This is a genomic window from Pseudomonas sp. PDM09 (assembly GCF_014852305.1).
Taxonomy (GTDB): Bacteria; Pseudomonadota; Gammaproteobacteria; order Pseudomonadales; family Pseudomonadaceae; genus Aquipseudomonas.
The window spans coordinates 339,931-360,134 of the sequence record NZ_JACVBI010000005.1; the positions used below are offsets into that span (position 1 = coordinate 339,931).

The window sequence follows — 20,204 nt, forward strand, 5'->3', positions numbered from 1 at the left end:
TCAATGACCTCCCGCACGTCGACTACGCCGTGACGAGAGTCGGTCGATGAACAGATTCACACCGATGGTCAGGGTGCCAATGGCCAGCGCCGGAATCACAATGGCCGGCGCGCCCTGATTGAGGCCGCCGATGTTCTCGCGCACCAATGAACCAAGGTCGGCATCCGGTGGTTGCACACCCAGGCCAAGGAAGCTCATGCCACTGAGCAACAGCACGATGAAACCGAAACGCAGCCCCAGATCGGTCAGCACCGGGTTGAGCATGTTCGGCAGGATTTCCACGCAAGCGATATATAGCCGGCGTTCGCCGCGGGTACGGGCTACTTGCACGTACTCCAGCGCTTCGATGTTCACTGCCATGCTGCGGGCAATGCGAAACGCGCCCGGAGTGAAACTCAGCACCGCGGTGCAGATCAGCAACAGCACCGAGGAGCCGAAAGCCGAGACCATGATCAACGCCAGCATCTTGCTCGGGATGGAAATAAAGGCATCCATCAAACGGCTGATCACCTCGTCCAGCCACTTCGGCGAGACCACCGACAGCAACGCGCATCCGGTACCCAGTGTGCTGGCCAGCACCGCTGAAACCAGCGCCAGGCCCACGGTGAACCGCGCACCGACGAGAATGCGGCTGAGCATGTCGCGGCCCAGGTAATCGGTGCCCAGCGGGTAGGCGGCACTGAGGCTGTCGAAGACGTTGTCGGAGATCACTTCGCCTACCGGGTGCGGCGCCAGCCAAGGGCCGAAGATGGCCACCAGCAACCAGATCACACACATCGCAGCGCCGACCAGACCGAGCCACGACGGCCCATGGGAGACCTTGCCCAGCGCCAGTTCGGGGCCGGCAGGCGCCGATTTCGCAATGAGATCGTTCATTGGTTTCTCAGCCTCGGATTGGAAAGAATCGCGCACAGGTCGGCAATCAGCACCAACCCCAGGTACGCCGTACAAAACAGCATGGTGCAGGCCTGAACCAGCGCCATGTCGCGGTTGGTCACCGCATCGACCATCAGGCTGGCGATGCCGGGATAGTTGAAGATCGTCTCGACGATCACCACCCCGCCCAGCAGGTAGGACAGGCTCAAGGCGATGGCATTGGCAATCGGCCCGATGGCGTTGGGCAAGGCATGGCGCAGTACGATTCGCATCGGGCTCACGCCTTTGAGCCGGGCCATTTCCACATAGGCGCTGTCGAGTTGATCGATCACCGCCGCCCGGGTCATGCGCGCCATTTGCGCAACAATCACGCAGCACAGCGTCATCACCGGCAAGGCGTAGGTGCGCAGAAATTGCAGCGGTGAGGTGATGTCGCTGGCATAGGACAACGCCGACAGCCAGCCCAGGTTCACCGCGAAGATCAGCACCGCCAGGGTCGCCACCAGAAACTCCGGCACCGCGACCAGGGCCAGGGTGACAAAGCTGAGGAAGCTGTCGATGCGCCCGCCCCGGCCCATGGCCGAACCGATGCCGAGGATCAGCGCCACCGGCACCGACACCAGCGCCGTGACGGCCGCCAGCATCAGTGTGTTGGGCACCCGCCCGGCCATCAGCTCGCTGACCGGCATGGCATTGGACACCGACTGCCCCATGTCACCACTGAGCAGACTCATCAACCAATGCAGGTAACGCACCACACCGGGTTGATCCAACCCCAGCTTCAGGCGCAAGGCCGCCACCTGTTCCGGCGTGGCGAATTGCCCGAGCGCCTGTTGCGCTGCGTCCCCCGGCAGTACCGCCGTAATGGCGAAAACCACCATGGACACGATCAACAAGGTCACGACCGCCGCGCCCAGGCGCCGGCCGATCAACCACAGTGTGTTGCTATTCATTGCCCTACCCTCATGCAATATCCCCGCGTTACATGCTTGTGCAGCCGATCAGGCATCCAGCCAGACCTGCTCGGCGAACATGTAGCCCATGAAACCGCCGAGGGGGTTGCTGCCGTAGCCCTTGATGCGCTGGTCGACGCCGTCGATGTTGCTGATGAACACCGGCACGCCGATGCCGCTGTGTTCATGCACCAGGGTCTGCATGTCGGCGTACATCTTGCTGCGCTTGGCGTCGTCGGTTTCACCGCGGGCGAGCATCAGCAACTGGTCGAACTGCTCGTTCTTCCAGCCCGACTCGTTCCATGGCGCGCTGGACTGGAAGAACTGCGAGAACATCACGTCGGCGTTCGGCCGCGGGTTGATGTTGCCGAAGCTCAGCGGGTGCTTCATCCAGTGGTTGGACCAGTAGCCATCGCTGGGCAGGCGGTTGACGTCGAGCTTGAGCCCGGCCTGCTTCGCCGATTGCTGCAACAGCACGGCGATGTCCACCGAACCGGTCGCGGCGGGCGATGCCACCAGCGGCATGCTGATACTTTCCATGCCAGCCTTCTTGAGCAGGAATTTGGCTTTTTCCGGGTCGTAGACCCGCTGCGGCAGGTCGGCGTTGTAATAGCGCGAACCAGGGGAAATCGGATGGTCGTTACCGACCACGGCAAAGCCACGGAACACCGCGGATTTGACCTGTTCACGGTCTAGCAGGTACTTCATGGCCTGAGTGAATTCGGCGCTTTTACCCGGCATCTGGTCCTGACGGATGATCAAGTCGGTGTAGTTGCCCGACGGCGCATCGACGACCCGGTGTTTGGCGCTGGCCTTGATCCGCGTGGTCGAGCGCGGGTTGACCTCGTTGATCATGTGCACGTCGCCCGACAGCAGCGCGTTGACCCGTGACGGTTCGTCGGCAATGGCGATGAATTCGATCTCGTCCAGGTACGGCAGGCCCGGTTTCCAGTAGCCGGTGTTACGCGCGGCAATCGAGCGCACGCCCGGTTTGAATTCCTTGACCTTGAATGGGCCCGTGCCGATGCCCTGGTTGAAGTCGGTGGTGCCTTCGGGAACGATCAACAAGTGCGACACCGCGAGGATCGACGGCAGTTCGGCGTTCGGCGCGCTCAGGCGGATCTGCACTTCGTGGGTGCCGGTGGCCTTGATCTCTTCGAACTGCGCCATCAGCGGCATGACCTTTGAACCGGTCAGTGGGTCCTTGTGGCGCGACAGCGAGAACACCACGTCGGCGGCGCTCAGGGTCTTGCCGTTGTGGAAGGTCACGTCCTTGCGCAGGGTGATGATCCACAGCGTCGCGTCGGTGTTGTCGATGCGCTCGGCCAGTTCCAGTTGCGGCACCAGGTGGCTGTCGAAACGGGTCAGGCCGTTGTAGAACATGAAGTGGCGCACGTAGTCGGTGGACAGCGCGCCCTTGGCAGGGTCCAGGGTATCGGCGGTGGAGCTGGACATGCCGGCGACGCGAATCCGCCCGCCCGGCTTGCCTTTGCCCGGGGTCGCCGCTTCTTCGGCGAAGAGCTTGCCGGCGGCGCCGAACAGGCTACCGGCGCCCGCTGCGGCGACACCCGCCACGCCGAGCATCTGCAAGGCGTTGCGGCGCGACATGCCGCGATTGAGGCCTTCGAATACCCGCAGGCTTTCCTGGCCGGAAATCAGTGTCGAGTCGATTTTGTTGTCAGTCATATCAGTTGTACCTGTCGAAAAAATGAGGCTCGAGTGCTCGCGGTTAACCGGAGCGTCCTGGAAACGCAAACGACGGTGACGCCACAACATCAACTCAATGCAAATAGTCCTGGAAGCGGTAATAAGCGCCCACGAATGGCAAGAACCACGGCTTGCCGAAATGCCCGGGAATCGCCGGCCAGTCGAGTTCGCGCCAGGGGTTGGCCTCGACGTTGCCGGCCATCACCTCGGCCATCACCTGGCCCATGTGCACCGACATCTGTACGCCATGGCCGCTGTAGCCCATGGAGTGATAAACCCCGCCGTGCTGACCGGCCCGAGGCAAGCGATCGGACGTCATGTCCACCAGTCCGCCCCAGCAGTAGTCGATCTTGACGTTGGCCAACTGCGGGAACATCTGCACCATCGCCGCTTGCAGCACCTTGCCGCTCTTGGCGTCGGACACGCTGTCGGACATCGCAAACCGTGCACGCCCGCCGAACAGCAAGCGGTTGTCCGGGGTCAGGCGAAAGTAGTTACCGATCATGCGGCTGGTGACATAGGCGCGCCGACCGGGCAGCAGCTGATCGATCAGGAACTGTGGCAGCACCTCAGTGGCGATCACGAAACTGCCGACCGGCACGATCCGCCGCCGATACCAGCCCAGGCCGCCGTGCTGACAGGCACCGGTCGCCAGCAATACTTGTCCGGCGTGCAGCGACCCCTTGGCGGTGTTGACCCGATAGCCGCCGGCCTGGGCTTTCCAGTCCGTTACTGGCGTGCCTTGATGGATCAACGCGCCATGACGCGCCGCCGCCTCGGCCAGCCCCACACCGAAGCGCCCGACGTGCATCTGCACGCAGTTGCGCTGCAGCAAGCCGCCATGGAACTGGGCCGAATTCACTTCAGCGCGGGTCTGTGCGGCGGATAGCAACTCGACCTCGGCATCGACTTCCCGGCGAATCAGTTCGCAGGTACGCGCCAGGCCTTCGTAGTGCATCGGCTTGGCCGCCAGTTTGAGCTTGCCGTTGCGCTTGAGGTCGCAGGCGATCTGCTCCTGCTCCACCAGCGACACCACACTCTGCACTGCGCTTTCATAGGCCTGGTAATAAGCGCGGGCCTTGTCGGCACCGAGGCTGGCGCTCAGCCCGGCGTAGTCCTGCGCAACGCCGGTATTGCACTGGCCGCCGTTGCGCCCGGAGGCTTCGCCGATCACCCTTCCGGCTTCCAGCACCACCACACTGGCGCCCTTTAGCGCCAATGCCCGAGCCGCCGCCAGGCCGGTGAAACCACCACCGACGATGGCCACGTCGACCTGCCCGGGCAATGCACCGGGCTGAGCACCGGTAAACGCCGGTGCGGTGTCGAGCCAGTAGGATTCACTGCCCATGTCTAACCCGCCTATGCCAAATGAAGAATGCCGTTACCGTTCGACTCAGAGACCGACCAGCGCCGCCAGCCCACCGATGTCGGTGATCTGCTGGTAGCCGTAGAAGGCATTGGCCGGGACTTCGTGGCCACGGGCGACGAAGGCCTTGTTCTTGATCTTCATGTCGTGGGCCGGCATCAGGTCGTAACGGAAACTGGAAGACACATGCAAGATGTCTTCCGGGCCGCAGTTGAGGTTGTCGAGCATGAACTCGAATGCGGCCAGACGCGGCTTGTAGGCTTGGGCCTGTTCGGCGGTGAAGACTTTGTGAAACGGCGCGCCGAGTTTGTCGACGTTGGACATGATCTGGCTGTCGCTGGCGTTGGAGAAAATCACCAGAGGAATCTTGTCAGCGATTTTCGACAGGCCGGCCGGCACGTCCGGGTGTGGGCCCCAGGTCGGCACGGCGTCGTAATACAGCTGACCTTCGTCACGGTATTCGATGCCCCAACGTTTGCAGACTCGTGCCAGTGCGGTCTTGAGGATTTCGTCATACGGCATCCAGTCCCCCATCACTTGATCCAGACGATAGGCGGAGAAATCCTTGACGAACTGATCCATCTGCTCTGGCACCACGCGATCGGCGAACAGTTCGCGAGTCATCGTGCCCATGTGGAAATTGGTCAGCGTACCGTAGCAGTCGAACGTAATGAATTTGGGGCGAAGAAAGCTCATTGAGTGCGGTCCTGAAGTTCGTTGAGGTCATGGCGCGACAGGCATTCGCTGCGTCTCGGGAGCGGCGATGCAACGCTGCAGCACACGGTCATTACAACACCGTGAAACCAGCAGATGGCGTTAAAAGCGACCTCTGCTTGATACAAACCACCGTTTTAGCCACCCCCCTCAGCAGACTTTGCGGCTCGCTCCAGCCTTGGGCAAACCCCGTATTTGTGCGCTTTTATGGACCTTGATGGCTGCGCGAGGCTCAAAAACGCCCGCATTCACGGCAGAACCTGCGCCGGGCTGAACGAAAACGGGCGCGTCCCTAAGGAAGCGCCCGTTTGGGTGCGGTTGAATCACTTGACGACTGCTTGCCCCTCCCCGTAGCAGCTGCCGAGCCTGCGAGGCTGCGTTCGGCGGCGAAGCGTCGTGAAATCAGCTATCGCGGTGTATCAGGAAAACCTTGCATCCCGGGTTTGCGACGGCTTCGCCGCCGAACGCAGCCTCGCAGGCTCGGCAGCTGCTACGGGTGACCTTTGAGCGTGTTATTGCACAATATCGATCAGCACACTCTTGAAACGCAAATTCGCTTCGAACGCTTCGCGCCCAAGATCCTTGCCGATGCCGGAGCGTTTGTAGCCGCCGGTTGGCAGGATGTAGTCGTTGCTGCGCCCGTAACGGTTGACCCACACCGTGCCCGCTTCCAGACGCCGGACCAGCCGCAACGCACGATTGATGTCAGCGGTGTGCACCCCCGCCGCCAGGCCGTAGGTGGCGTGTGCGGCCAGGCTCAATGCCTGCTCTTCATCATCGAACGCCTGCACCGTCAGCACCGGGCCGAAGATCTCTTCGCAAACCGCCGGGTTCTGGTTGTCCAGACCCGCCAGCAAGGTCGGCTGGTAATAAGCCCCACCCAGCCCTTCGAACAACCCGCCGCCGGTCAACACCTCGGCCCCGGCCTGACGCGAACGCTGGACGATGCCGTCAATACGGCTGGCCTGCAACCGGGAAATGATCGGCGACAGCGTGCTCTCGGAAGACCAGGTCGGCCCCGGGCGCAGCTCTTCGAAATACGTCTGCAAGTGCGCAATGAACGGTTCCATGATCGAACGTTCAATCAACAACCGCGAACCGGATACGCACACTTGCCCGGCGTTGCCGGTAATGGCCAGCGCCACGGTGCGCGCGGTTTTCGCGATGTCCGGCACGTCGGCGAACACCAGTTGTGGGCTCTTGCCGCCCAGCTCCAGCGTCACCGGTTTCGGCCCCACCAGCGCGCAGGTGGACATGATGCTCGACCCGGTCGCCGTGGACCCGGTGAAGGTCACCTTGCCTACGCGCGGATGACGGCACAAGGCATCGCCAGTGATACGGCCATCGCCTTGGACCACGTTGAAAATCCCCGCAGGAATGCCCGCCTGCACCGCCAGCTCGGCAAAACGCAGGCTGGAGAACGGCGTCAGCTCCGACGGCTTGAGCACCACGGCATTGCCTGCGGCCAGCGCCGGGGCGACTTTCCAGGAAGCCATACTCAACGGGAAATTCCACGGCGCGATGGCGGCAATCACGCCGTACGGTTCGGCGATCTGCATGCCCAGCCGATCAGTCTGGGTGGCCGCGACATGGCCGCCGTGTTTGTCCGCCAGTTCGGCAAAAAAACGAATGCCTTCCGCCACATAAGGAATATCCCAGGCGATCACATCTTTATGCGGACGAGTCGAACCCACCGCTTCCAACGGCGCCAGGACGGCGGCATCGGCTTCGATCAGATCGGCCCAACGGCGCATGACTCGCGCCCGTTCCCGAGGTGGACGGCTGGCCCAGTCGCTGCGATTAAACGCCTGCCAGGCATCATTGACCGCCTCATCTACCAGGTCGGCATCGGCGATCGGCAACTGGGCATAGGCCTGGCCGTCCGAAGGCCGGACCACTTCCAGTCCCGGTCGGGCATCGCGGTATTGACCGGCAATAAAGTGAGCGCTGCGCACAGCGATAAGGCGAGGATCGAAGCTATCCATGGAGCACTCCAAAAAGGGACGGCGAGTCGTGAACTCAGGCCTCCATCGTAGAAAAAAAGCCCAAGCATTTGCTGCCGACCTTATGGGGCAATTAAGTAGTAAGTGTGGTCTGTACGCCTTCGACGTGAGGAATCTGCCGAATCTATCCGGCCCCCTTGCCAGGCCTTCACGCAGATGGGATACAGGCACCCTAGCGCCGGAAAACCGGTTGATCGCGCACACTGAAAACGGAGACTCGCCATGTCCGCCTCGCACCCTTCCACTTATGTCTATCGGCCGATGACTGCCGCCGATCTGCCCTCGGCCCACGCCTTGTCCGTGCAGTTGAAGTGGCCCCATCGCCTGGAAGACTGGGCGATGTTGCAGCGGGTCAGCGAAGGCTTCGTGGTGCTCGATGGCGAGCGATTGATCGGCAGCGCGTTCGCCTGTCCGCAAGGCAAATACGCGACCATCGGCCTGGTGATCGTCAGTGATGACTATCAGGGCAAGGGCATCGGTCGCCGGTTGATGGAGCTTGCGCTTGAGGCTTGCCAGTCATGCACGCCGATGCTCAATGCCACCCTCGCCGGCGCACCGCTTTACGCCAGTCAGGGTTTTGTCGAATTCGGCCGGGTTCAGCAGCATCAAGGCCAGGCGCAAGCACCCGCGCTTGAAGCGCTGGCGGACGGTGAAGAATGTCGCCCGCTGCGCGCGGCTGATCAGGTTCGTCAACTGGAACTGGCCAACGCTGGCAGTGGGCTCGACCGCCAAGCGGTGCTTACGGATCTGTTTGATGTGGTCGAGCATTCGGTGGGCATCGAACGCAACGGTCAGTTGCGAGCCTTCGCCCTGTTGCGCCCCTTCGGCCGCGGTCGTTGTATCGGTCCGGTCATCGCCGAAACCCCCGAGCAGGCCAAACGCATGATCGCCGTGTTGTTGGCTGAGGTGCCGGACGCCTTCGTACGGATCGACATTCCAGCGGACAGTGGCTTGGGCGAATGGCTGGAGCTGGCCGGCCTCAAACAGGTCGACACCGTGGCACAAATGGCACTCGGTACACCGCCGCAAGCGGTCAGCGGCGTTCGCCAATTTGCCCTCGTCACCCAAGCCATTGGTTGACTCCGGCGCGCGATGAAACAAGCGCCATCCAACACCTTCTCCCCCCCATTTGCAGGGAGCGTCACCCGCATGTCTCAACCTACCGTTCTGCTGTTGGCTCGCGCCGACGGCAGCCGTATTTCTACGCCTTTCAAAACAGCACCCTTGAGCTCCATCGATCCGTTCATGGACGGTCGCCAGGTCGCCTACACCGGGCCCGACGGCGTATCGGCGGGCATTGTTCACACCAGCAAAACCCTCGATATCGATGACTTTCCGCACACCGAAGTGATCGTGGTCCACGCCGGGCATGTCGTGCTGCAATCCGCGGAGCAGATGCTGGAACTGGGGATCGGTGCCAGCGCCGTGATCGGTCGCGGTACGGCGCTCAAGCTTCAGGCACAACCCGATACCTGCTGGGCCTTCTGCGCCGTCACCAACCCCACCGCCAAACCGACGCCGGGGCTGACCGCACTCGACCCATTGGCAATGCTGTCCCCTTCGGCAGCCCCGGAACCGCAAATACTGATCGGTCCTACGCCGCAGTGCCGCTCCCGCAATGCCTTCGAAGACGACGCCACTGATCTGCGCGTCGGTGTCTGGGATTCGACGCCGTACACTCGCCATGGCCGAGCGCACAAACTCAACGAGCTGATGCACCTGCTCGAAGGCAGCGTGACCTTGCAGGCGCCGGATGGAACCCGCGTAACCGTCAACCCCGGCGATACCGTGTTCGTACCGCAAGGCGCGCCATGCGCCTGGAGCAGTGCGCGGTACGTGCGCAAGGTTTATGCCGTCAAATAGCGCTCACTAGTAGCTCTCGTAGGTGCAGAACCTGTGGGAGCGGGCTTGCTCGCGAAGGCGGACTTACATTCAACACGGATACTGAATGTTATGGCCTCTTCGCGAGCAAGCCCGCTCCCACATTGGATCTGTGGCGTTCGCAAAAAAACGGGCTCACAGCAAATCCTTTGTGGGAGGCTCAGGAGCTCGGCAGCGGCTACAAGGCTGTGCCTCAGAACTTCCCACCCAGCGGATATTCAATCGCCAGACGAATCTGATCGGCATCCAGCTCGGCCTGCGCCGAATTCCCCCGATGGACCGCATGCCGCAGGGTAAACCCAAGGTTTTTCGCCGGTCCCGACTGCACCACGTACTTGGCTTGCAGATCTCGTTCCCAATGTTTGCCGCCCTGCCCGTAACCCAGCCATTTGTAACCACCGCTCGGGTCCATATGACTGCCATCGATGCCGCTGCCGCGCACATACAGTGCGCCAAAGGTCAGGCCGGGAACGCCGTAGCCGGCCATATTCAGATCGTAGCGGGCCTGCCAGGACGCTTCCTCGGGTGCGTTGAAGTCGGACAGCGCCACCGCGTTGCTCAGGTAGATCGCGCCACGGGTCACGTAGTCGTAGGGCGTGTCGCCATCGACCTTTTGGTAACCCAGGCCGAAGCTGTGGGAGCCGACCTTGTAGGTGGAAAGAAAACTCCAGGTGGTGTTGTCGATACGGCCGGACAAGGCTTTGCCGGTGTCTTGGGTTCGATACAGATTGAGGTCGAAGATCAGGTCCTGGCCGGCGGCCAACGGTTGCGTGTACACCGCGCCCAGATAGTGCTGACGCCATGTCTCGTCGTACTCCGCACTGAACAGGCTGGCATTGAGCCCTTTGATCGAGGTGTTACGCACGCCGATCAAATCGAAGCTGTTGCCCTGTTTGCCGTTGGAGTAATTGACCACGAAGCCCTGGTCATGGCTGGTGGCATTACGGTCGGTGCTCTCATTGAAGTGCCCGCCATACAACGTTGTGCCGGGCAGTTCGCGGCTGGTCAGCAGCCAACCGGTGGCGGTCTCGGGCAACAAGCGACTGTCTGATGAACCGAACACCGGGGTTTTCACTCGCTGCTCGCCGTAGCGTAATTCGGTGGAGGAAAAACGCAGCTTGGCCACCGCGCCGCCTCGGCTGAACTCGTCTTTGGGGTGACCTTCGTTGTCGACGCCCAGCAGTCGGGCCTTGCCGGCGCGCCCGCCTCCGCTGTCCAGTTGCCAGCCGGAATACAGGTGCGCGTCCAACCCAAAGCCTACGGTGCCGGTGGTGAAACCCGAGGCCACATCGGCCATCAAACCATAAGCCCATTCCTCCGCCAGATCACTGCGCTGGGCCCTGGGTTTATAGGCATTGCGCGCGCCATTGCTGAGCGAGCCGTGTTCATAATCGCGACGGTCATAGACGCTGCGATTGAGCAGGTTCCATTGGCCGTCCTCTAAAAAACCTTTGGCATTGTCTTGTTCCGAGGCCTGAGCGAGCAGGCTTTGCCCTCCCAAGGCCAAAAGCAGGGCGTGCGTGGTCAATGTCTTCACAGTTTGACTCCTGGAAAATCAGTCGTACGTAGCGGGTCTGCAAGGTGTCCCGCCGAATGGGGGACACCGAAGGGCAATCAGAGGTATTTGAGAATCGCGATGTCGCGACGGCGCTGTTTGAGGTTGGCGAACCAACGCGTCGGGAAGAACAGCAACACCCCGAGAATCACGCTCCACAGCCAGACCATGGGCAGGTCATCGAAGCCGTAATAGGTGCCCTGATTGGCGCCCCAGATGGCGACGGCTACCAGGTACATGGCCTTGAGTACGTACAGGTGCAGCAAATAGAAGAACATCGGCGCACCGCCGTAGATCGCCAGGGTCGCGGTGGACCAGCGATCCTGGGCCTTCTCGAACAACGCCAGAAGGATCAGCCCCAGGCCGAGGGTCGGCATCAGGAACATCAGCGACGGCGGGTACTTCTTCGCGCTCATGAAGCTCATGAACGTGCGCAGGGAGTCACCGGTCTGCACCCAAGGCTTCTCGCCGTAGACGTTCAGGTAACGAATGAACACGAACGCCACCAGCAGGCCGACACCGACTTTCAGCAACCGGGAAATCCGCTCGGCCGGTTCCATGTCCTTGCCGAACCACGGCCCGATGGCCCAGCCCAGCAGAATCACCCCGATCCACGGCAACACCGGATACGTGGTGCGAGCCCGGGTGAACTCGGTGATGTCGATGAACACCCGCTGATGCAGGATCGACCACGGCACGTAGAACGGCGACTCCGGCCCCACGGTCACGCCGTCGAGCAGGTTGTGCCCGACGACAATCGCCACCCCGAGCACGATCAGCCAACCGCGCTTGAAGTGCAGCAACCCGGCGAGCGCGATCATGCAGATGCCGATGCACCAGATCACTTGCAGCCACAACGTTTTGGGTGGGAACTCGGCGTTCCACGCAAAGCAGACGAATGTGAGCTCCAGAAACACCAGGAACAGCCCGCGTTTGAGCAGGAACACTGACGTCTCGTTGGCCGTGTGTTTCTGGCTGTAGAGCCAGGCCGACAAACCGGTGAGGAAGATGAACACCGGAGCGCAGATGGTGCTCAACAATCGGGTGAAGAACAGGTCCGGGGTCACGCTCAAGGCGTCGATCGGGTCGGTCACCTGGCGGTGCAGCAAAAAGGTTTCCCGCACATGGTCGACGAGCATGCAGAGCATGACGAAGCCGCGCAGGGCATCGATGGCGAGCATCCGGGTGTTGGCTTTTGCAGCGCTGGAGGCAAGCGCAGGGGAAACACTTCCCGCCTGCCCTGCCACGCTTGTGAATAGGGTCATATCAGTCACTCATGTCGTGGTCAGTGGACTACCGCTGGCTCAGCCCTGTTTCTTCAGCCTGGCAACTTCCGATGCCGGCAGCTGCGACGGCGCCCGCGGCAAGGGTACCTGACCTTCCTTTCGATAGAACGACAGCGTCGAACTGAAGCTCTTCACGTCAAAGGGTTCGGCCTGGCCCTGGGCATTGATGCGCTCGCCGGCGGTGTGGTCCTTGTATTCGACGGCCACCACATAGGTGCCCTGCCAAGGCAGCTCGAAACTGACCTTGCCAGTCGCATCGGTGCGCCGGGTAAACACTTCACCGGAGCCGGTTTCCAGTACCACGTCTTGATCCGCCAAGGGCTTGTGCGCGTAGAACACCTGGAACTGCGCCTTGCCGGCATCGGCGACACCGGTAGGCACGATATCCAGCGTCAGTTCCGGTGTGCGGGCACGCAAGTCACCGACCCAACGGGTGGCGGGCGTCCAGTAAGCCTTTTGGGTTTTATCGCCTTCATGAAGGTCGAAGATCGGGTAATGCGCGTCCTCGGCCAGCAGCGAGTCATCCACTTTGGTTTGATGTGCCACGGCAAACGCCTGGCGCTGTAAGGTCAGGCTCAACGGCTGAGACTTGTTGCTGATCGACCAGCCCTTGAGTTGCCGGAACCGGTCCATCCCGCCCGGTGTGACTTCCAGCATGTTCTTGTCATATTCCCCGTAGTACAACGCCAGGGGTTGCCCCGGTGGCTGCTCGTACCAGATTTGATGCGCCTCGCTGCTGCTTGCCAGCAGGAAGACGCCGTAACCCAACAGTGCTTTTTTTGCGTGGCTCATTCGCATTTTTTGCGCTCCGATTGGTGTTGTTCAACGGATCGTTGCAGCCCTGCAACGATCGGCCCCTCTCTCTGAACGCATTACAACGCAGGCTATTTTGCGCTTCGTCCCGAATTCATTGCTCATTACGCAAATGAAGACTGTTTTTGCCGCGTAAACAGCTCTTTATGCGGCCTGCGCCAGTGTGAAGCGTGCAGAGAGACTCTGCGGCCCTAATGTCCAATCGAGGTGCACGCCCCGTAGCAGCTGCCGAGCAGCGCGAGGCTGCGTTCGGCTGCGCAGCAGTCGTAAAATCAGGCACCGCGGTCCGTCAGGCACACCGTGCATTCAGGATTCACGACTGCTTCGCAGTCGAACGCAGCCTCGCAGGCTCGGCAGCTGCTACAAAAGGTGCGCCCCAGAGCGGCATCAGCCCGTCGCGCGCCTTTAAAAAAGGCGCGGCAGGCTGCAAGGGCATGGAATGGACGATGGATGTGTTCGCGGAGGGAGTTTCAGTGACGCAGTAATTTGCGCAGCGGCACGCCGTCCTTGAGCACGGGTGATTTGATGACGATGTAGCTGAAGTACTTGGAGATGCCGATGTTCTTGTCCAGCAGGCTTTCGATCACTTCCTGATAATGCTGGATGCTGCGGGTCATGAAACGCACCAGGTAATCGTAGCCGCCACTGATCAGGTGACATTCGAGCACTTCATCGACCAGGCGGATATTGGATTCGAACTTGGCGAAGTCTTCGCGCTTGTGGTCGCTCAAGGTGATTTCGGTGAATACCGTGACCGAGTCGGTGATCTTGGCCAGGTTCAGATGGGCCTTGTAGCTGGAAATGTACCCGGCCGACTCAAGCCGTTTGACCCGTTGCAGGCAGGGGCTGGCCGACAGGCCCACGGCATCGGCCAGGCTGACGTTGGTCATGCGCCCATCCTTTTGCAGCTCAACCAAGATGCTGATGTCGATCCGGTCCAGTTTTACTAAACCTTCCATTGCGTACCTCTTGACTGCCGTTTGTAAGACAATCTTCTAGCAAAATCAGCGCCGTAAAGACAGCTGATGCTGAGCCACCAGATCCGCCATGCTGTTGATGCAGTAATCCGCCGCGCACGGCGTCGGGTGTTTGCCCCGGCCGCGACAGATCAGGCAGACAGCGCCCGCCCCCTGTGGCCGGGCGGAAGGCCGGGTCACCTGGAGGATGGTTTTGGCATCAAGCTCATTGGCCGCCAGCCAATCGTGATCCCGCAGCGGATCGCTGGCCAGAGAAATAAAGTCGTCGGGCATGATTCCCAGGCGCTCGCACAGCAGGCCCCGATCCTCGGCATCGCGATCGCCATGCACCAACAGGCGATAGAACTTGCGCAGGTACAGCATGGCGCCGGGTGCGTCTTCGAACAACGACCAACCCGCCACCGAGCGGGCAAAGCTCATGCCCTCCTCCCAACTGGCTTTCAGCCCCCAGCGCTCGGCCAACTGACGGTGGGCGAAACACAGCAAGCCGCTGAACCCCAGCTCGCCGAAGCGCGGGTACAGCGCATGCACCACCTCGCTGAATTCGGCCAGTATCTGTGCCTTGTCCGGGTGGCCGCCACGGCTGTCGAGCAGCGGCTGCAACGCCGTCCAGACCCCGGAATCGCGATCCACCAGGACCTCATCGCAATCGATCAACAGCGCTCGATAATCAGTCAGCCCCATGGTGTGTAAAGCCTCCGATGATGCATTCCATCAATCCATGCTCCATAAATGCTCACGGGCGATGCCATGTGGCACCGCCCGGAGCAGGCGTGAGCTCAGTTCAAGACTCGTGCCAGCGCCGCGTCGAGAATCTGCAGCGCTTCGTCGACCTGCGCTTCGGTGGTCACCAGCGGCGCGAGGAAGCGCAGCACGTTGCGGTACACGCCACACTTGATCACCAACAAGCCACCGGCTCGGGCTTCGTCGATCAACCGTTGATTCAGGTCGGCATCCGGGGTGCGCGCGTCATCATCTTTGATCAGCTCGATCGCCAGCATGAAGCCGCTACCGCGTACGTCGCCGATACGCGGGTAACGAGCCTGCAAGCTCAACAAGCCCTGACGCAGACGTTCGCCCAAAGCATCACCACGGGCCAGCAACTGCTCTTGCTCATAAGCCTCGATCACCGCCAGCGCCGCCGCGCATGACAGCGCGTTACCGCCGTAAGTGCCACCGAGGCCGCCGGGTAACGGCGCGTCCATGATCTCGGCTTTGCCGACCACACCGGACAGCGGCAAACCACCGGCCAGGCTTTTGGCGACAGTGACCAGGTCCGGCTGAATGCCGGCGTGCTGAAAGCCGAACCATTTACCGGTGCGACCGAAACCGGTCTGGATTTCATCAAGGATCAGCACAATGCCGTGCTTTTCAGTCAAGGCACGCAGGGCCTGGAGAAATTCCGTCGGTGCCGAGAGGAAACCGCCATCGCCCTGCACCGGCTCGATGATGATCGCCGCGACCCGCTCGGGCGCCACTTGGGTGGCCAACAATTCGTCCAGTGCCTTGAGCGCCATGTCGCTGGTCACGCCGCGATAGGCATTCGGATACGGAGTGTGGAAGACCTCCGGCGCGAACGGCCCGAAGTTCTGCTTATAGGGCTGGCTCATGCCGGTCAGCGTGGTGCCGAGCAAGGTCCGGCCGTGGAACCCGCCGCGAAAGGCGATCACCGCCGAGCGGTTGGTGTGGGCGCGGGCGATCTTCACCGCGTTTTCCACGGCTTCGGCGCCGGAGGTGAAGAACGCCGCTTTATAGGATTCCTGACCGCCGATCATTTCGCACAGGCGCTGAGCCAGATCGAGATAAGGCTTGTAGGCCACCACCTGGAAACAGGCGTGGGAGACTTTTTGCAGCTGCGCCTGCACCGCCGCGACCACCTTCGGGTGATTGTGACCGATGTTCAACACACCGATACCGCCGACAAAGTCCAGGTAGCGCTTGCCGTCCACGTCCCACAATTCTGAACCTTGGGCCCGATCGATCACCAACGGGTGCGCGGTAACCAGGCCACGTGGCACGAATTGATCGCGCTGACGGAGCAAATGAGGGGTTTCGTCGACTTTGCTGTTCATGGCATTTCCCATCGTGAGTCCGGCAACCGGGAAGTGGTTGCGATGGTGTTCAGGTTAAGGCTTGCGCGAAACGAACTACGCCGAACTTGCCCCCTGAGAAATTCGGATCGACTGTTTTCACCCCGCCAAACGGCAGATTCCTTCAACCCGCCGAATCTGCCGGTGGATGGCCGATAGAACCTCACACAACGCGTTAACCCCGGTGCTTTCGACAGATCCTGCGCTGGCGTTGCGCGATGATGGGCAGCACCTTCACCTTTCAGGAAATGCCCATGGCCCTGCTGTATAAAGCTGACCCTGTGCGCGGCGAACAGTGGAAAGCGCTGTTCGCCGAACACGCCCCGGATATCGAATGGCGCGCGTGGCCGGACCTCGGCGACCCGAAGGACATTCAGTACCTCGCCGCGTGGCAGGCACCCGACGATCTCGAGGTTGTGCTGCCCAATCTGCAAGTGCTATTTGCCTTGTCCGCTGGCGTCGATCAACTCGACCTCAATCGCCTGCCGGCGACCTTGCCGGTGGTGCGCCTGCTGGACCCCGGCATCACCCGTGGCATGTGCGAATACGCCAGTTTTGCCGTGCTCAGCCTGCACCGGGACATGTTGCGCTATCGCCAGCAACAAATGGCCCGCTGCTGGCAAGCGCACTTGCTGCAACCGGCCGCCAGGCGTCGGGTCGGGGTCATGGGGCTCGGCGCTCAGGCGCAGCAGATTCTGACAACCTTGCAGCCGCTGGGCTTTGCCTTGTCAGGCTGGGCGCGCAGTGCCCATCACATTCAGGGGGTCGATTGCTATGCCGGCAACCAACAGCTGCCAGCGTTCCTCAGACAGTGCGACATTCTCTTGTGTGTATTGCCGCTGACCGAACAGACCCTGGGCATTCTTGATCGCAGGCTGTTTGAGCAACTGCCCCGAGGCGCGGCGCTGATCAACATGGGCCGTGGCGGGCATTTGGTGGAGGGCGATCTGCTTGAGGCATTGGACAGCGGGCATTTGAGCGGCGCGGTCCTTGATGTGCTGCAGCAGGAACCGGCACCGGTGGATCATCCGTTCTGGCACCACCCACAGATTCTGCTGACACCGCACATCGCGGCGATGACCCAGCCAGAAAGTGCCTTTGGTGTGTTGCTGGAGAATATTCGTCGACATCAACGGGGCGAGCCGATGTCGGGCGAGATCGATCGCACGCAGGGTTATTGATAGCCTAATGCCGGTTAGCCACGCCACGACGCACTCTTTGTAGCAGCTGTCGAGCCTGCGAGGCTGCGTTCGGCTGCGCAGCAGTCGTCAAACCCGAACTTGCGGTGTATCAGGCAAATCGCATCAGCCGGATTTACGACTGCTGCGCAGCCGAACGCAGCCTTCGGCAGCTGCTACAGATCGCATTACGGCTTAACTAACCGGCATTATGCTCAGGGTCACCCGTTATGCTCAGTGAGTTCCCAGAATATTGTTATCGCAGGAAAAGGACTGCCCTCCTTTCAGCATCAGTCGTTCCTGCATCCTCTGGCAACGCTCCCGTTCCTGCTGCATCGAACGATCGATACTGATATTGCCGGTTTTCTCCGGTTGTTTACCGTCGCCCAGGCGCACTGTCACCCAGGGCTGTTCCGGCTGGATTTGAAAGCGAGTTTTTTCTTCGATGGGTTTGGCAGGTTTGGCGGCTTCGATCGCGGCCGGTTTTGGCAGTTGATCGGAGGTGACCCCGTAACGGGTCAGAATCGAGCTCTGAGGCAGTTCTGCGGCGGCGGTTGCCGATAACAAGGCCAGCGCCAGACCGAAGGTGTACCTCTTGCTGTTACTCACGTTGCAAAATCTCCTGTACTCAATGGCAGCATGCAGCACCGGCGTTATAGGGATAACGCGTGGATGGGCTGATGGTTTAGTGCCAGATTCCTGTTGGTGCAGGTATTGGAGTTCGAGAGTGACCGGCGGGTCACGTAGACAGGCAGGTTTACCGCGTTATCGTTCATCGCGAGCAGGCTCGCTCCCACATTGGATTTCATTGTTCAATCCCTGTGGGAGCGAGCCTGCTCGCGATAGGGCCCTTACCGGCGCCGCATCACCCTCAAGCGATCACAATCCCCCCACTGGACAAACTGTCCAGCCCGACACCCACCAGGGTCACCGAATCACTGCCAAACGTCAGCAACGTATCCTGCCCCACCGCCGTGGCATGGGCCCGGTAGTCATCGTTCGGCGCAACGCCCTGAATGCCGAGGAACACCAGTTTGTCGTTGGCTTGATAACCCACCACCCGATCCTGGCCAAACGCGCCGCTGAACAGGAACGTATCGACCCCGCCGCCCGACTCCATCAGGTCATTACCCGCCCCGCCGACAAATACGTCGTTGCCGGTGCCGCCGATCAAATGGTCGTTGCCGTCCAGGCCAAACATCCAGTCGCCGGTTGCGTGCGCCTTGAGCGTATCGGCCCCGGTCGTACCCTTCATGCTAGAGGCGTACTGGGTCAGGTTACTGCCGACCGCAAGGCCATTGGCGGTGACGCTGTGGGTCACGTCATCCTTGAACACCCCCCATAGAAACCCCGGCTCCTTGGTGACGATGCTGCCGATATCGCGGGTGATGCTGATGCCGCCATTGGCGTCGCGCACGTACAGGTTGCCAGCACCGTCATTGGCAAAGGTGAAGTTCTTCACCGACTGCTGCAGGTCCAGCACGTTGCTGCCCTTGCCGCCCAACAGGATGTTGTAGCCGCCGCCATCCCTGAAGGTGTCATTACCGTCGCGGCCTTCCAGGTAGTCGTTGCCCTTGCCGCCCTGGATCAGGTCATTGCCGTCGCTGCCGATGATGAAGGTGCTGCCTTTGTGGGTTTCGGCGTTGCGGTTCAAGTCCTGGACCCAGGTGTTGCTGCGCGCCGGGTCCGAGAGGTTGGCGACGATGATGGTCGAGTCTTTGCTGGTCAGGTCGTAGAACTGCGACTCCAGCACCCGGGTCATGCCGTCGCCGTAACCGGTGGGCAAATGCGAGATCCAGGTGGGGATGTTGAGGATCGAATACGGCAGCACGTTCCACGCCGTCGAGGCGTAGTGGTCGTTGAAGCTGACAATGTTATCGGTCGTCGAATCCTTGGCGGCATCGTGCACACCTACCGAGGCCAGGTTGAATGTCGAGCCATCGAGGGCGCGGAACACCGGGTCGTTTTCATAACCGATGTTCAGCACTTTGTCGCTGCTGCTTTGGGTCGGTGAGGCGTAGGCGATGTAGTTGGAATCCTGGTAAAAACCGGACCACTTATCGCTGCTCAAGTCCGCCAGGCTGTTGACCGCCAACCCTCCGAGGCTGTGGCCGCTGACCAGCACGTCCTTGCCCGACAGCCCATTGGCCTGGGCAAACGCTGCAACGTCACTGAGCAGATTGCCGAAGGCTTCACCTACGTAGTTTTTCGCATAATCCTTTGGTCCTAGCGCTGCCATCAGGTCGTTGATCACATCACCGATGGAGTCACCGATCTGGATTTCTCGTGGGCCGCTGGTGCCGCGAAAAGCGATGCCGATTTCGGTGAGATGACCCTGGGCGTCGTACTTGCCGAGGATCTCCACTTGGGCGCTGGTGTAACCGTCCTTCTCGCCGAAGAAGGTTCCGCGAGCGTCGGTCTTGCCGTCATAGCCCAATTGCGCGGCGGTGATCGGCGTCCAGCCGGCTTTTTGCACGGCTTCCAGAGCAGCCTTTTCCGAATCGGGGTTCCAGGGAATGCCGGGAATGACGCCCTGGGAATCGGTGCCGCCAATCAGCGCGGTGACCAGGGTTGCCGGCAAGCCCAGGCCGAAGCCGTTTTGCTGGTAACCGGTGGCGAAACCGTTGTCGAGGTTGTGATAGGAATACAGCGTGATCGCCATGGCGTCGCTGAACAACGCCTTGGAGTCTGCTGTGCCGAAGTTTTTGTAGTCATACACACCCATTGGTATTGCCTCTCTCTTTGTTGGAATTGTCAGAGATAGCTCACAACCAGGACGCCTCACTGACGAGGCGCCCCGGAGCC

17 protein-coding genes are annotated in these 20,204 nt (G+C 61.1%); 3 read left to right on the plus strand and 14 right to left on the minus strand.

Features of this window, described 5'->3' with window-relative positions; all coding sequences use genetic code 11:
- The 6 genes from IB250_RS15070 to IB250_RS15095 all read right to left on the minus strand — a co-directional run bounded on the left by IB250_RS15070 (position 1) and on the right by IB250_RS15095 (position 7,601).
- Positions 1 to 876: an ABC transporter permease gene (locus tag IB250_RS15070; RefSeq protein ID WP_192344681.1), complete on the minus strand. Its 876-nt coding sequence runs from the start codon at positions 874 to 876 to the stop codon at positions 1 to 3.
- Positions 873 to 1,829 (minus strand): ABC transporter permease, encoded by a 957-nt coding sequence (locus tag IB250_RS15075; protein WP_192344682.1) that lies wholly within the window; start codon positions 1,827 to 1,829, stop codon positions 873 to 875. The genes IB250_RS15070 and IB250_RS15075 overlap by 4 nt, the downstream gene beginning before the upstream one ends.
- A 48-nt stretch (positions 1,830 to 1,877) precedes the next feature.
- Positions 1,878 to 3,515 (minus strand): ABC transporter substrate-binding protein, encoded by a 1,638-nt coding sequence (locus IB250_RS15080; RefSeq protein WP_192344683.1) that lies wholly within the window; start codon positions 3,513 to 3,515, stop codon positions 1,878 to 1,880.
- A gap of 94 nt (positions 3,516 to 3,609) precedes the next feature.
- Positions 3,610 to 4,884: an NAD(P)/FAD-dependent oxidoreductase gene (locus IB250_RS15085; protein WP_192344684.1), complete on the minus strand. Its 1,275-nt coding sequence runs from the start codon at positions 4,882 to 4,884 to the stop codon at positions 3,610 to 3,612.
- A gap of 45 nt (positions 4,885 to 4,929) precedes the next feature.
- Positions 4,930 to 5,598, minus strand: a complete 669-nt coding sequence (locus tag IB250_RS15090) for a haloacid dehalogenase type II (protein ID WP_192344685.1) — start codon at positions 5,596 to 5,598, stop codon at positions 4,930 to 4,932.
- Between the two features lie 530 nt (positions 5,599 to 6,128).
- Positions 6,129 to 7,601: an aldehyde dehydrogenase family protein gene (locus tag IB250_RS15095; RefSeq protein ID WP_192344686.1), complete on the minus strand. Its 1,473-nt coding sequence runs from the start codon at positions 7,599 to 7,601 to the stop codon at positions 6,129 to 6,131.
- Positions 7,602 to 7,841: 240 nt separating this feature from the next.
- On the opposite strand from IB250_RS15095, the gene IB250_RS15100 reads away from it, so the two are divergent.
- Together IB250_RS15100 and IB250_RS15105 are read left to right on the plus strand one after the other, a co-directional pair.
- A complete protein-coding gene (locus tag IB250_RS15100) occupies positions 7,842 to 8,699 on the plus strand; it encodes a GNAT family N-acetyltransferase (RefSeq protein WP_192344687.1) in 858 nt (285 codons plus the stop codon).
- A gap of 69 nt (positions 8,700 to 8,768) precedes the next feature.
- Positions 8,769 to 9,482 carry a cupin domain-containing protein gene (locus IB250_RS15105; RefSeq protein ID WP_192344688.1) on the plus strand — a complete coding sequence of 238 codons (714 nt, stop codon included), beginning with the start codon at positions 8,769 to 8,771 and terminating at the stop codon, positions 9,480 to 9,482.
- 211 nt (positions 9,483 to 9,693) lie between these two features.
- Here the strand turns inward: IB250_RS15105 and IB250_RS15110 are convergent, their stop codons facing one another.
- The 6 genes from IB250_RS15110 to gabT all read right to left on the minus strand — a co-directional run bounded on the left by IB250_RS15110 (position 9,694) and on the right by gabT (position 16,203).
- A complete protein-coding gene (locus IB250_RS15110) occupies positions 9,694 to 11,037 on the minus strand; it encodes an OprD family porin (protein ID WP_192344689.1) in 1,344 nt (447 codons plus the stop codon).
- 77 nt (positions 11,038 to 11,114) lie between these two features.
- Positions 11,115 to 12,320 (minus strand): DUF1624 domain-containing protein, encoded by a 1,206-nt coding sequence (locus IB250_RS15115; protein WP_192344690.1) that lies wholly within the window; start codon positions 12,318 to 12,320, stop codon positions 11,115 to 11,117.
- A 39-nt stretch (positions 12,321 to 12,359) separates the two neighbouring features.
- Complete coding sequence (locus IB250_RS15120) at positions 12,360 to 13,133, minus strand: DUF4198 domain-containing protein (protein WP_225603514.1); 774 nt, start codon at positions 13,131 to 13,133, stop codon at positions 12,360 to 12,362.
- A 491-nt stretch (positions 13,134 to 13,624) separates the two neighbouring features.
- Entirely contained in the window at positions 13,625 to 14,113 is a 489-nt protein-coding gene (locus IB250_RS15125) for an Lrp/AsnC family transcriptional regulator (RefSeq protein WP_008055821.1), read from the minus strand.
- Positions 14,114 to 14,158: 45 nt separating this feature from the next.
- Positions 14,159 to 14,815, minus strand: coding sequence for a 2-haloalkanoic acid dehalogenase (locus tag IB250_RS15130; protein ID WP_192344692.1), 657 nt, complete (start codon positions 14,813 to 14,815; stop codon positions 14,159 to 14,161).
- Positions 14,816 to 14,910: 95 nt separating this feature from the next.
- Positions 14,911 to 16,203 carry a 4-aminobutyrate--2-oxoglutarate transaminase gene (gabT, locus tag IB250_RS15135; protein ID WP_192344693.1) on the minus strand — a complete coding sequence of 431 codons (1,293 nt, stop codon included), beginning with the start codon at positions 16,201 to 16,203 and terminating at the stop codon, positions 14,911 to 14,913.
- A 272-nt stretch (positions 16,204 to 16,475) separates the two neighbouring features.
- On the opposite strand from gabT, the gene IB250_RS15140 reads away from it, so the two are divergent.
- Positions 16,476 to 17,402 (plus strand): 2-hydroxyacid dehydrogenase, encoded by a 927-nt coding sequence (locus tag IB250_RS15140; protein ID WP_192344694.1) that lies wholly within the window; start codon positions 16,476 to 16,478, stop codon positions 17,400 to 17,402.
- Positions 17,403 to 17,633: 231 nt separating this feature from the next.
- Here IB250_RS15140 and IB250_RS15145 read toward each other — a convergent pair whose 3' ends face one another.
- Both IB250_RS15145 and IB250_RS15150 read right to left on the minus strand, forming a co-directional pair.
- Positions 17,634 to 18,008, minus strand: a complete 375-nt coding sequence (locus tag IB250_RS15145) for a hypothetical protein (protein ID WP_192344695.1) — start codon at positions 18,006 to 18,008, stop codon at positions 17,634 to 17,636.
- 262 nt (positions 18,009 to 18,270) lie between these two features.
- Positions 18,271 to 20,124, minus strand: a complete 1,854-nt coding sequence (locus tag IB250_RS15150; protein WP_192344696.1) for a polyurethanase — start codon at positions 20,122 to 20,124, stop codon at positions 18,271 to 18,273.
- Positions 20,125 to 20,204: the final 80 nt, after the last annotated feature.